Annotated in this window: 10 protein-coding genes; all 10 read right to left on the minus strand. The window is 56.1% G+C overall.

All coding sequences use genetic code 11. The annotated features are described in order from the left end of the window. Positions 1-392: 392 nt before the first annotated feature. On the minus strand, positions 393-2186 hold the full coding sequence (locus tag NTX71_01145; GenBank protein MCX6338511.1) for a PQQ-binding-like beta-propeller repeat protein: 1794 nt from the start codon (positions 2184-2186) through the stop codon (positions 393-395). A 1317-nt stretch (positions 2187-3503) separates the two neighbouring features. Further along, the gene (locus tag NTX71_01150; GenBank protein ID MCX6338512.1) at positions 3504-3839 is read right to left on the minus strand and encodes a hypothetical protein; all 336 of its coding nucleotides are present in this window, start codon (positions 3837-3839) and stop codon (positions 3504-3506) included. A gap of 316 nt (positions 3840-4155) precedes the next feature. Beyond that, positions 4156-6153, minus strand: a complete 1998-nt coding sequence (locus NTX71_01155; GenBank protein MCX6338513.1) for a glycosyltransferase family 39 protein — start codon at positions 6151-6153, stop codon at positions 4156-4158. 24 nt (positions 6154-6177) lie between these two features. Next, the gene (locus NTX71_01160; protein MCX6338514.1) at positions 6178-6306 is read right to left on the minus strand and encodes a hypothetical protein; all 129 of its coding nucleotides are present in this window, start codon (positions 6304-6306) and stop codon (positions 6178-6180) included. Between the two features lie 333 nt (positions 6307-6639). Further along, positions 6640-8271 (minus strand): hypothetical protein, encoded by a 1632-nt coding sequence (locus NTX71_01165; protein ID MCX6338515.1) that lies wholly within the window; start codon positions 8269-8271, stop codon positions 6640-6642. 80 nt (positions 8272-8351) lie between these two features. After that, positions 8352-9986 (minus strand): glycosyltransferase family 39 protein, encoded by a 1635-nt coding sequence (locus tag NTX71_01170; GenBank protein MCX6338516.1) that lies wholly within the window; start codon positions 9984-9986, stop codon positions 8352-8354. A 41-nt stretch (positions 9987-10027) separates the two neighbouring features. Beyond that, positions 10028-10492: a PTS sugar transporter subunit IIA gene (locus NTX71_01175; GenBank protein ID MCX6338517.1), complete on the minus strand. Its 465-nt coding sequence runs from the start codon at positions 10490-10492 to the stop codon at positions 10028-10030. A 14-nt stretch (positions 10493-10506) separates the two neighbouring features. Then, positions 10507-10998 carry a universal stress protein gene (locus NTX71_01180; GenBank protein ID MCX6338518.1) on the minus strand — a complete coding sequence of 164 codons (492 nt, stop codon included), beginning with the start codon at positions 10996-10998 and terminating at the stop codon, positions 10507-10509. Positions 10999-11085: 87 nt separating this feature from the next. Beyond that, the gene (locus NTX71_01185; GenBank protein ID MCX6338519.1) at positions 11086-11718 is read right to left on the minus strand and encodes a V-type ATP synthase subunit D; all 633 of its coding nucleotides are present in this window, start codon (positions 11716-11718) and stop codon (positions 11086-11088) included. 18 nt (positions 11719-11736) lie between these two features. Continuing rightward, positions 11737-13143 carry a V-type ATP synthase subunit B gene (locus NTX71_01190; GenBank protein MCX6338520.1) on the minus strand — a complete coding sequence of 469 codons (1407 nt, stop codon included), beginning with the start codon at positions 13141-13143 and terminating at the stop codon, positions 11737-11739. Positions 13144-13145: the final 2 nt, after the last annotated feature.

Raw genomic sequence — 13145 nt, forward strand, 5'->3', positions numbered from 1 at the left:
AGGAAACGGGCTCGGGATGGAGCAGCAGGCAAGTCACGAGTGCTGGCGTGAACGGAGCAAGCAGTTGAACCCGCGCATGCGCGAGGGAGGGACCAGATCATGTCTATTGACTCCGCGCCTTTGATGGGTGACCCATTACGCCTCATAATAAAAGTACTCGAAATCTTTTGGACAGAACTCCTAACAATCTGATATACAGGCTGTTGGGAGGAAAAGATGATGCTGGAGCTAGATATGAGGACACGTAAGATTTTGGTAAAAAAGCTGTTAGGTCGCTACAGAAGGTCTCCTCAGCGACATGAGCGCGTCCACTGCAGACCGCCTCCTTCGCGCGGAGCGTTGCAGATGAGAGGTGATGATAGGATTATGGTTCTCTTCCGTTTTGTGTGGGTTTACTTGCCGATCGTGAAGTGCGTGCTGACTTCGAGAAAGGCGTCCGCACGGGATCTGATCGGTCTGCTCGGGTCAAAGAAAGCGGTCACCAGTTCGTAGGGGCCGGCTGGTGCGCCGCGAGGGATGCTCGTGGATAGTAGCGGATAGCTGAAGGGCAATTCGAGTCTGCGTCCATTTTTAACTATCGGTGTTAACGGAGAACTCTTCACCGCTAATGAGTCTCCAGATCTGAACATCGTGTTGTTGAGAACAATCTCTGCGGGGGCCAATGGTGTATCAGTGGCGGTCGGTGTCATCGTGGGAGTGGGGGTTACCGTGGGAGTGGGAGTGATCGTCGGCGTCGGCGTTATTGTTGGCGTCTGAGTGGGCGTGGGGGTGATGGTCGGCGTGGGGGTGATGGTCGGAGTAGGAGTAATGGTCGGCGTTCGCGTCGGAGTGGGGGTCAGCGTCGGTGTACGAGTGGGCGTGGGCGTCGGCGTGGGCAAATCTTTAAAGGCGTAGAGTTTGTTGTCGAGCGATCCCACGTAGACATATCCGTCGTAGCCTATTGCGGGTGAAGACCTGACATCGTCTCCGGTTGTGTAACTCCATTTGCGATAACCTGCCGAGGTGAGCGCGTACATCCCATTATCATCGGAACCTACATATATGCTCCTGTCAGACCCTATGGCCGGAGAAGAATACACATAGCTTCCGGTTTTGTAACTCCATTGACGAGAGCCTGCTGAAGATAGGGCGTATAAGTTGCGGTCAGTACTCAGAGATCCAACATAAACTGTCCCCCAATAGCCTATTGCGGGCGAGGACTGAACATCGCTCCTCGTTCTGTAACTCCATATGAAAGAACCCGCTGAAGTGAAGGCGTAGAGGCGATTGTCATAAGATCCCACACAAATATTCCCATCAGAGCTTATTGCCGGCGAAGACACGACATTATCCCCTGCCATGTAACTCCATATTAAGATGCCTGCTGTAGTAACGGCATAGAGGGCGTTGTCATTAGACCCCATGTAGATGTTCCCTTCAGAACTTATTGCGGGAGAAGACGCAACACTATCTCCGGTCATGTAACTCCAGCTTTGAGAGCCTGCTGAGGTGAGGGCATAGATTGCGTTATCATAAGAACCTACGTATATACTTCCGTCAGAGTCGATGACGGCAGAGGAGTTCACATCGTATCTGGTTTTGTAACTCCATGTGAGTAAGCCATCAGAAGTGAAAGCGTAGAAGTTGTTGTCGTAGGATCCTGCATACACAACCCCGTCAGAGTTTATCGCAGGCGAAGACCGAACATCGTACCCTGTCATGTAGCTCCATATTAACGCTCCTGCTGAAGTGAGGGCATAGAAAGTATTGTCATTGGATCCCACACAGGCTCTCCCATCAAAACCTACCACGGGGGGAGAATATATATCTTCCCCCGTTTCATAGCTCCACTCGAGATGGCCTGTCTGTGGGCCAAGGTAAGTGCTCTGTCCTGTATGACTATTATCGTAATGGAACATGGGCCATGGCCCCCCCGGCCTCGGCGTCGGTGTGATCGTCGGGGTCGGCGTAGCCGTTGGGGTGTACGTTGGGACCGAGGGATCCCATGTCGGCGTGCGGGTTGGAGTTATCGTTGGAGTGGGTGTCGGGCCATCATCTACATAATAGGGGCCATCTGTAAAACCCGATCCCGAAATGGAATACGTGGAGCCATCAGTGCTGATTGTAAGGGTGCCGGTTCCGTTGCGGACCTGGGGGGGCACTGAACTAAGGCATGAAAGGTCATAGCTAGGAACGCAATAGATCATTTCTGCCCCTGCAGTTATTAAATAGGGTATCGTAGTTCCGCCACAACTAGTTGCGTCGCAGGGGGTCGTTGCCGTACCACAGATGGTGGCATATTCGGGCTTGATATTGTTGAAATAACTCAAGCTTGATGTTGAGTTAGTGCAGGTTCCGTGATGGCTTATCTTAAGAACATCTATATTTATGTTGTTATTATGAAACCACTGACCCAGATGGCTTTCACCAGTACCATACATGTCGCCCGCAGTTAAATAGTCGAATCCTCCATATTTGATCCACAGAGCCATGCTACATGAATTTTCGTCGGTGCAGCTCCAGCTCCCCCCATCGATTGCGCTGCCGTTGGCGGCAACGACTTTCACTGTCACACCGTCCTTTTCGTAGAGGTTTTGCCCTATGGAAACGTTATCCCATCTGTATTGTTGGCCGTTGCCGTTACAATGATCACTGTGGTCATGGGATAAAGTAGTTATGTTCCCGGTCCCGCAATCGATTCCCATTGTTGTCGAATCAGGAAAGGTAATTCGATGACCCTCATTACCACCACTATTGGTAGTAATAGTCAGCAGGCCGGAGGATCCACGCACCTCTTCTACAGGCTCGGATTTTTCCGTCACATTGAATTCAGCCGAGTCGAAGCCAAGATATCCGCTCCTTGACAATTCGCCGGGGTATGCGACGAGCGAGGCGTAAACTTTATAGGAACCGGCAGATATCGCGCAGGGATGCATGGCAAGGATGTCTATTGTAACGGGTCGGTCTATCGGACCCGCGCCCGTGATAATAGGATGAATCCCTCGAGCAAATGAACCGTCGCCGCGCAATGAATATGTTTCGCCCCCGGGCGTAACAAAAACGACGTATCCGGATACGCGGAGAGGAACGGCGCTGATGTCGAATGACAACGCCAACGGTTCCCCGGGGGAAATATCGTTTTCACTGATGTGTAAAGAAAGGGCGGAATGGCCATTCTCGCTCGGTATGATTGTACGAGCCCCGCATAATATAATGCCTGCGGTGAGAAGAGATGATGCAATTTTTACGTATCGTTTAGATGTCATAAAATATGAACGTGTGCCAATCCCTCAGTTTTGGGCTATATTCAGTTCATCTGTCATCCCCGCGGAAGCCCGCCTCGTAACAGCACACAGAATAACTCTTGCCACACGGCTAATCATACCACAGTATTCGACACAAAGTCAACAGATGAATCGTAGTCGATATTGATTATGGTTAGTTAATATGCGCGCACAATTCACGCGTGAGGCAGGTGGCGGATAGGCAAAAGAACCAGGGGAGAAATGTGATGGGGCGGGCAACTATTCTTCTTCGTTCTTATATCCGTCCCACATCTGCTCGTAATCTATCTCCTCGATCGTGGGCGTTCCCTTGGAGGCATCAGGACCCCAGTCCCTGAGCTCCCGGCTGGAAGTCTCGATCAATTCAGATTGGACTACTTCGTAGCTCAGACCGTCGTCGGTTTTATAATTGATCTTGTTTTTCAGACAGTAGCTCGTGATTTTTTTGAGTATCCGCTTGTCGGCGTTTTCCCGGAAGAACCGCCTTCGCTTCCTGCTCCACTTCATCCTGAATGCTTTGAGGAGCGTGTCTTTATCCTTGTCCGCGTTAGTTCCCCACACGTAAATGGTGCTCATCCCTGGGCCTCCCCTGCGACGCGACCGGGCTGCATATTTAGAATGCGACTCTGATAGATGCGGCACGATATACAAATTGATGGTGGCTGTCAAGGGGAAAAACAGGGGGGTTCGTAACCCCTCAGTTATAGGGGGGAAACAGTACGGACGATCATCCACTGATTTCACGGATGAGCACGGATTTTATTAATGGGAGTGCCTAATCTTTTACACATCCACGCGCTGTCATTGCGGGATCGCAATGACAATATTCTGATATCACATACATAAGCCGGAAACTGGATTTTTTCACACCTTCTGACCCATTACGCGGCGGTTACCGCACGGGGGCCGGGCCTGTTTCCGGCGTGCGTGCGCTGAGGGGGATGATGTCTATGGAGTCGACCCAGAGGTCCGCCCGGCCTGTGTGGATGATTCTGATATCCACGCGATCACGCGCAGGCATTTCGAAGTCGAGCTGCACGGGATTGTAACAGCCGCTCTCGCCGAGCTCCGGAAGGTTAAGATCGCGCGAGGCGAGGGGTTCATCTCTTTTCCACGCGCGCACCTCCATTCTGGCGAGGGCTTCTCTCCCCTTCGGGCGGTCGTACTTGAGCTTGACGAGCAGCCGGTACGCGCCTTTCTCCAGCGGATGGTAGGGTCCTTTCACCATGGCTCCGGCGGCCGATCTGTCGCGGTGAGCGAATCGAGCCAGCCCGCTCGATGAGGCAGCATCTTCAACGCGCTCCTCTCCTGTATCGAGAGGCATATCAGGAGCTCCATAGTGCCTCCGGCTGTTCACCGATGCCAGGTAGAGCACCGCCTCCGATCCATCAGGCAGGGGATAATTTTTGAGTCGCTGGAGGAGCGCCCAGGACTTTCCCCATTCACTGAGCTGCTGCCTCTGCGCTGCGGTGACGAGCCGCGCGAGAATGAACTGGGCCTCATCGGGGGGCATCCATCTGACCGGATATCCGCCCTGGTCTATATAGTAGAGGAGTGAATAGCGATTGAAGCGCGGATGCGGGGAGATGAACCAACCCAGTGTCGCCCGGTGATCGGATGTGCCCTCACCGAGGGTGGCGATGTCCGCGATGATTTTCTTGAGGGCCCAATCCTCGCGGCGCGGCAATCCGATGCCGTAGAAGGGAAATTCTGCGCGGAACGGCTCGAGGGGAAGCGGCAGGCACGAGGCGCATTTCTGGCGAAGAGAGGGAACTGCGAGAAAGATTGTGGACTGCCCCCACGGCAACCCGAAGTTGATTGCGAGAAAATTCAACGCGCTCACCGCCACAGCGGCGCCGGTGATCCCGTTCCGCAGAGACCCTCTTCTCACCATGGATGCGCCCGCCGCCGTCAGGAGCGCTGCCGCGGGGAGCACCGGCATGAGCAATCGCGGTGTCTTCTGTCTGGCCGGCATGAGCAGGATCATCGGCACGAACAGCCAGAGAATCAGCAGGAGGGAAGCCTTCCTGCGCACGACCGCGATGGTGAGCCCGGCAAGGAGGAGCAGCGTCATGGGGACGAGGAGCAAGGTGGTGGGGAAGGCGCAGGGATAAAAGAGGAGGCTTTTGAAAAGAGCGGCTGCCGAGGGAATGCCCCATGCCCCTCTCGCGAGCGACGCAATCGCTCTCGTGGAGTGAGCGCAATACCATGGACCTGCCACGAGCGCCGCAGCTCCCGCGCCGAAGGCAAGATTGCGCCTTCGGGCTGTGAGGGGGGCGGGGGAGAGCAACTTTCTATCCGAGGAAAGAAGGAGATACATGAGGGGGCCCACGCAAAAAATAACAAAGTGCCATGCGATAAGCATCCCCGCGCCACAGATGAGCCCCAGGAGGATGCTCCAGGAGGATCGGCGGGATGCCACCGCGCGCAGCGCGGCGTACATGGCGAGTGTCACCATTGTCGTTTCCGGGATGTCCGGGACGTAGATTTTGGACAATCCGACTATGATCGGATACGATGCGACCAGGGCGGCCCCGGTCACCCCCACCGTTTCGGAGTAGAGCCTCCTGCCGATGCCATAGACCGAGATGATCAACAGCGAGATGAAGAGGATGTTGACCATTCCCGCCGCCGATTTATCCGTGCCGCCCACGAGGTAGAAGGGAATAGTAACGACATACACAAGCGGAGGGGAGGTTTCATATCGCTTGAATAGCAGGAACGAGAGCCTTTCTTTTAGCGGGCGCTCAAGATCACCGAGGTAATGGAGGCTCGCACGCAGGCGCAGGGCCTCCTCCGGGAGGGGAGGCTGCGTATCAGAACGGTGCCACTGGTAGATGCTCACACCGCATGCAATGATGATTATTGCCAATATAAATGATGGACGCATAGTAACTACTCAGGTAGTCAGAAGTCAGGAGCCAGAATCCAGAATGGATCGCGAATAAGCTTCCAGTAGCTTACTGACCTCTTCGAGCAACTGCATTAACTCGGAAACATCGCCGTAGCCCAGGCCCTCAAGTGTCGCCGCCGGCGTCTTCATTCTAACTCCTGACTCCTGAATTCTGGCTCCTGAGCAGTTACGACGCATATATACCGAGGGACCTTATCGGCGTTTCTTTTCCCGGCACGCAGGTGAGATATTATACATAAGATATTGCACCTCGCGCTCGCACTATTCGAAGCAGGCGCAGGGCAGCGCCAGATGGTGCCGATATAAGTATGGGCTTTCCAAGATGCCGTAGCGCACACTTGCGTGCTCGTTACAGGGCTCTTAAAAGTACAGACTTTTGCACCTATCATCCAGAGCCATAGCAGGTGGGCACTTGGCTGGGCTATCTTGTTTTCGCGCGATGTCCCTTACGACTGGGCCGGCTCACAGTTTCAGGCCGCTGTGCTCCTCCGCGGAAAAGCGGCGGAACATCCGGCGTATGTCCTCCGTATACGCATACTGCTCATCCGGATTTTCCATTCTCTGCCAGAGGACAAAGGAGATGCCCTCCCGGGGGTTGTACCTGTCTCTGATTATCTTCAGGAGGCGGTAATTCCTCTGAAATTCACGTTCTCGTATTAGTCGCGCGAAGAGCGGTTCCTTTGTGCGCGGGAGAATCTCCATGATTATTATCGCGACATTGTTCGCGAGCAGGTAGGAAGCCCGGGGGCCGGTGCGTGCGATAATGGCGTCATTGATCCCGCATAAATCTATCGTTTCCATTCGCGAGTAGTAGGGGATTTGCCCGGCCTGATCTGTCGCGATCACCGTATGGGGGGGATAGTGGGCGGCGAGCCAGAGACCGATCCGCTGTTTCATCTGGGAGAGGTCGGGATTGACGAGCGCCCGGAGTGTGTCGACGCAATGCCGCGCACTGTTGCAACGATATGCGATGGTCCAAGAGAGGTCCCGGTTCCGCCAGATCGCTATTCTCGTGAGCGGCATCATCGCGAGGGAGAGGAGGAGCGCGAGCGCGGTGACAGCGCGGCGCACTGCCAGCATGCGCGCGCGCGCCGCGGAAGCTGCCGCGAGAGACGCGATCCCTTTTGCTGCAAGAAAATACACGACCGGCGCAACTGGAGCGAAAAAACGGAACCAGGGGAAGAAATCACCGCCCGAGACAACTGCAAAGAGGATCTGGGCGATGCAGACCAGCGTGCATACCTGGACGGTCACCGACCGGCGCCAGTTGCAGCTCGCACCGGTGATTGCAAGGAGAGAGACCGGCCAGGGGAGATAATACACGAGGTAATAGAAAAGGTACCTGAATCCCCGGTACTTTTGCACGACTGAACCGAGAGCGACCTTGGCGTAGTACGAGTTGGGGAGGAGGTCGCCGTAGTAACGGTAGCGCCAGAGCAGAAAGAGAGCGACCATGCCAATTGTCATCCCTATCCAAAGACGCGTCCATGACCATTCACTCCTCGACCGGATACTCGAGGAGACCTGGTGAGCGGCACATACACAGAGGAAGATTCCTCCCTCAGGGCGTGTACAGGAGAGCATAGCCAGGAGCAGCGCGAGCCTGAAGGCATGGATAAGATTTTTCTTTGCGGGGGAGTAATAGTAGATGCAGAGGATGATTAAAAGGGCGTGCAGGGGGGTTTCCATGCCGCTCTTGGCGTACACGAGGAAACCCTTGTCGAGGGATAAGAGAATCAGCGGGAAGAGCGTCACATACCACTGAACGTGATCGTCGTGGAGGGAAAGGCGCGTGAGGTAGAGGAAGAGGGCGAGAATCATGCACAGGCTCCCCAGCCTCATCCAGATGAAGACCGAGCCCGGGAGCAGATAGTACAATGCGCAGAGAAGTGTCCACAGGAAATTTGAATATCCTTCGACGCGCGCCCCGCCCGCGTAGGTAAGCCCATTCCCGCATGCAAGGTTCCGCGCGTAGATAAGGGAGATGTAGGCATCATCCATTATTAAATTGAATGGTTCCATCGCACACAGGATGAGGAAGATCACCACACCCGTCACGGTGCAGATGCGAATCTGCGTGGAGGAAAAATTCAAGAACGACTCCATTGATGGATAGTAGTGATACATGTTTTCATTGGGCTGATATCATCTCTTCCTATCGCTGCCTGGCGCGCTCATCGCGGGCGCGCGCATCGATATAAATATGCCGTGGAGCCGTCGGGAAGCGCATAGTTTTTCAATAGTGTGAGCGTGAACGAGGAAGGTATATAAGATGCGAGGAGCTCCTCGTAGTGGGGCTTCCTCGGCAGGGGGGCGGCCAGCAAAAAATTGCACCGGCGGAGCAGATCCTGCCGGATGAGGTGATCTTTGCGCCGCACCCCGTAGAGAAGGTAGTATGGCCTGATAGAGTATCCCCGCCGGCTGATCGCGTAAAAAAATTGATGCTCGGAGAAGCATGGCCGGGCAGCGGTGAGGAGCCCGAGGGCGGCCGCCCTTTCAGTACCCTGACTGAACTCCCGGACATCGCGTACTATTTCGTCTATCTTCCAATCTTCTCGCCGTGGAGGGCCGAAGAAGGTCTGGGGCACTCCCGCTTGGAAGATCACGCAGGCCTGGTTGTGGTTGGGGTAATCGGGGCTGTGTCCGGGCAGCGGTACATAGACTCGGCATGATCGATAGGGGAGGCCGAAATCTATCGCGAGCATGTTGGCCGCACTGAGTGCGAGTGCGAGAACGATTAACCCTCTCCTCCATGGGGTGGAGGCGATCAGGATGAGCCCCATGGCGGTGAGCACCGCGGCGGATGGCAGGACTGGCGCCAGAAAGCGCGCCTGCTTGTTTCTCATAAAAAACAGAATGCACATTGGAACAATGATCGCTGAGAGAAGGAGGGAGCTCAGCTTTTTATTTCTACCAAGAACGACGAGACTCACCGCAAGGATGATCACCAGCGGGAGTTGCACCAGCTGATCCATAAGGGAATAGGGATAGTAGATCAGCGAGTCCAGGCTGAGTACCGGTGGCGCATAATGTGAGCCGGTGGCGCCGTAGCCATACCTGGAGATATCTCCGATTATTTGAGATGCGTGCAACACATACCAGGGAGACGCCACAATGAGTGCGAGCAATAGCATTGACGTGAGGTTCCATAGGCGATGTTGCAGCGCCCGCGCACTGCCGCTGCGAACGAGCGAGGCGGAGGAAAAGCCCCGTATCGCGCACAGGACAAGCGGCCCAATGACGAAGGCGGGAAAGAGCCATTTGGTGAGCGCCCCAAAGCCGAGCGCGATACCCAGCATCAGAGAGAAGCTTCGCTCCTGGAATTCGCGTGTGCGGAGCAATAGGTAAATACCGAGCGCTACCATTGCGGTCAAGGGAACTTCCGTCATGTAGACTTTGCTGTCCTCAAGAATGAGGGGGTAGCAGATGAGCAGTATCGCCGCAAGCACGCCCGCCTTTTCGTTCATGAGCCTTCTCCCGATGCCATACGTTGCGAGTGCGGCACAAAGGAGGAACAGCAGGATAGTGGCACGGGCCACAACAAGGGACGTGCCGAGGAGGAGATAGAGGAGCGCGGTCGAGATATAGATGGAGGGGGGATAGAAATGGTAAGGCAGAAACCATGCGGTCGCGAAGCCTGTGAGGGCATGATGGATGAGGTAACGGTGATACGCCAGGCTTACATTGAGATGGCGGGCAGGATCGATGAGGGGAGGGCGGGTATCCATCAGCCACCAGGCCGCCACTACACCTGCCAGCAGTAGATACACCGCAAGCAGCACGCGCACGTAGCTCGATCGCTTTTCCATTGTAGTATACGGATGGCGTTTCAAATCAGGGGATGCGGCCATCAATCTAAGCGCGCTTCTTCTTTCGTGATGATTCTGAGGGCTTCGTGTGGAGTAGACGCCTCCCGGAGTTTTCGCAGAAACTCGTCGCTCTGGGACAGCGTGGCGATATTGGAGAGCGCCTTCACATGGGGACCGGACATCCCGGTGGGCGCCGCGAGGAAGATGAAGATGTGCGAGGGGGTGCCATCGAGTGAATCAAAGTCAATCCCCTCCCTGGAAATGGCCATCGAGCAGATGAGCTCATTGATGCCATCGATCTTGCAGTGCGGAACGGCGATCCCTCTCGCGAGGCCGGTGCTCCCCTTGGCTTCTCGCTCCATTGTCGCGTCGACGAGCTTTTCCCCGTCGCGTACCTTCCCCGCCGAGACCAGAATGCCAACCAGCTCCTCCACGATACCCCTCTTATCGCTGCGGGACAGGCCGATCCTGATCAGTTTTTCGGTGAGCAATTGCGTGAGTTTCATTATTCCCTTCCATGTTATATGCTGTCGTAGAGCGCCCTGATCTCTTCGTCCCCCTTGACGACGAGCACGGGGCATCTCGCCTCTCGGAATACTCTCTCCCCCTCGTTGTAGTAGCTGTCCCTCCGGGAGAGTGGTGTCTCGAGTGCGCCCATCACCAGTATGTCGGCGCCGAGCTCTTTCACCTTCTGAACAACAATTGAGTGGACATCGCCCTTCTCGAGGAGCGTGGTCATGGCGACGCCCTTGGCGTCGGCGAGGCCCTGCACGTGGTTGAGATACCGCTTCCCATCCTCTTCAAGATCGCGCTCGTAATCCATCTCTTCCATTCTGACAAATATGCGCGCCCTGAGCAGGTCCTTGAGCGTCTTCACGTCGACCACGTACACGGCGACGATTTCCCCCCCGATGAGCTTCGCGAGGGAGACCGCATACTGGGCCGCGATGAGGGACGCCTCATTTCCCTCAATGAAGACCATGATCTTTTTAATGCCGTGGCCGTTCGCCATGATGATGCTACTGGTTTATGGTTGAGAGTCGAGGGTTGAGGGAAAAGCATATTTATTCATCTGGACGCAGCCCTCAACCCTGAATGCTTAACCCTCAACCTTTTTCGCGAGCCGCTCCTTGATCAGCTTCAGGATGAAGAAGGCCTCCCGGTCTGATTCCTCGAGCGCGTCCTGGATATATTTTAAGGTTTCAGCGTAGTCCGGTATATATATTTTTTCAAGGGCGTTCACGCGCCGGATGGTTTTCTTTACCTCCCGGGAGAGGCGGATGATTGATATGCGAGTCCCGGCGACGTCGTCCAGGCATTCCAGCACCTCCTTGAATCGGAGCTGGGCCTCATCCAGCCAGAAGCTTGTTGGTCCGGGTGAGTAGAATGGAGGTGAACCGCTGAGGGCCGACTCTACGGTGGGCATGTTGACACCCATCACCCGCTTCTCGGTAATGCTCGTGTCGACGCTGAGGCCGACCGTCCATGAGGCCTCTCTCACCGCGCGCAGGCCGCAGTCCAGTATGGCTTCTTCAAGCGCGGCAAACGCCTCCTTGAGCTTCTCCTCGAGCAGCCGCTGGGCGTTGCCGGCCGCGGCCATGAGCCCCAGGAGCTCGGCGATGAGGATGTCTCTCTTCCTCGCAAGGAGCTCATGCCCCTCCCGGGCGAATGCGAGGCTCGTCTTCGTTTTGATCAGGTTTGATTTTGTGGGCGCGACGGTGTATTGGGACATGGCGGCTTTTTTCTTATTTTACACTTTAGGCTTTCGGCCGTAGTACTTGTCTATTTCCTCTTCGGTCATTCGATGCAGCTCGTCCCTGGGGATGAGGGAAAGCACGCTCCAGCCGAGATCGAGCGTCTGATCGATTGAGCGTTCTTCGTACTCACCCTGCCTCAAAAATTTGTTTTCGAAGTCGCTCCCGAACTTGAGGTACGTCGTGTCGAGCGGGCTGAGCTCCTCCTCCCCGATCACCGATGCGAGTGCGCGGAGGTCGCGGACATGCGCGTAGGCCTCGAAGAGCTGGCTGGCGAGGTGCGCGTGGTCCTCCCTGGTCAAGCCGGGGCCGATGCCGTCCTTCATCAGGCGAGAGAGGGAGGGAAGGCCCGCGATTGGAGGATAGATGCCTCGCTGGAACAGCTCGCGCTCGAGAACGATTTGCCCCTCGGTGATGAAACCGGTGAGGTCAGGAACGGGGTGGGTGATGTCGTCGTTCGGCATCGTGAGGATCGGCATCTGGGTGATGGAGCCGTCCGAACCGTTGATCATGCCGGCCCTCTCGTAGACGCTCGCGAGGTCGCTGTAGAGATAGCCGGGGTATCCCTTCCTGCTCGGGATGTCGCCGCGCACGGTGGCGATCTCCCGCAGGCTCTCGCAGTAGTTGGACATGTCGGTGAGGATGACGAGGACGTGCATGCCGAGCGAGAAGGCGAGGTGCTCCGCGAGCGTCAGGGCCGCGCGTGGCGTGGTCAGACGCTCGACGGGAGGGTCGTCGGCAAGGTTGAGGAAGAGCGCGACGTTTTCGAGAACGCCGCTCTCCTCGAAGCTGTCTATGAAGAAGCGCGCGCTATCATATTTTATCCCCATGGCGGCGAAGACGATCGCGAACGGCGTCTCCTCTCCCAGGATCTTCGCCTGGCGGGTGATCTGCGCGGCGATGCGGTTGTGCGGCAATCCGCTGCCGGAGAAGATGGGCAGCTTCTGGCCGCGGATGAGCGTGTTCATGCCGTCAATGGCCGAGAGGCCGGTCTGGATGAACTTGCGGGGGTAAACCCGCGCGGTGGGGTTGATGGGGAGGCCGTTCACGTTGAGGCACTGCTCGCTGATCGGCTCCGGGCCGTCGTCGCGGGGGCGGCCGATGCCGTCAAAGATCCTGCCGAGCATCTCGCGTGAAACGGGGATCTCGAGCGGCCTTCCGAAAAACCTGACCCGGGTACCGGGGATCGTGAGGCCCATCGTCCCCTCAAAGATCTGCATTGCGGCGAGCCCCTCCGCGGATTCCAGGATGAGGCCGAGCCTCTCTTTTCCGTCAGGGCCTGTCACCTCCGCGAGCTCATTGTAGCCCACGCTGCCGGCCCCGCGGATGATCACGAGCGGACCAACGATCTGATCTATTCCCAGGTACTCCCGGTCACTCCCCGCGCGATCAGCGGCGGCCATAG

Source organism: Candidatus Auribacterota bacterium, assembly GCA_026392035.1.
In the GTDB taxonomy this organism is placed as follows: Bacteria; Auribacterota; Tritonobacteria; order UBA1439; family UBA1439; genus JAPLCX01.

Excerpts from the sequence above, each read along its gene's own strand:
- NTX71_01145 (MCX6338511.1), bottom strand. The coding sequence starts at position 2,186 with ATGATCTATTGCGTTCCTAGCTATGACCTTTCATGCCTTAGTTCAGTG.
- NTX71_01150 (MCX6338512.1), bottom strand. The coding sequence starts at position 3,839 with ATGAGCACCATTTACGTGTGGGGAACTAACGCGGACAAGGATAAAGAC.
- NTX71_01155 (MCX6338513.1), bottom strand. The coding sequence starts at position 6,153 with ATGCGTCCATCATTTATATTGGCAATAATCATCATTGCATGCGGTGTG.
- NTX71_01160 (MCX6338514.1), bottom strand. The coding sequence starts at position 6,306 with ATGAAGACGCCGGCGGCGACACTTGAGGGCCTGGGCTACGGCGATGTT.
- NTX71_01170 (MCX6338516.1), bottom strand. The coding sequence starts at position 9,986 with ATGGAAAAGCGATCGAGCTACGTGCGCGTGCTGCTTGCGGTGTATCTA.
- NTX71_01175 (MCX6338517.1), bottom strand. The coding sequence starts at position 10,492 with ATGAAACTCACGCAATTGCTCACCGAAAAACTGATCAGGATCGGCCTG.
- NTX71_01180 (MCX6338518.1), bottom strand. The coding sequence starts at position 10,998 with ATGGCGAACGGCCACGGCATTAAAAAGATCATGGTCTTCATTGAGGGA.
- NTX71_01185 (MCX6338519.1), bottom strand. The coding sequence starts at position 11,718 with ATGTCCCAATACACCGTCGCGCCCACAAAATCAAACCTGATCAAAACG.
- NTX71_01190 (MCX6338520.1), bottom strand. The coding sequence starts at position 13,143 with ATGGCCGCCGCTGATCGCGCGGGGAGTGACCGGGAGTACCTGGGAATA.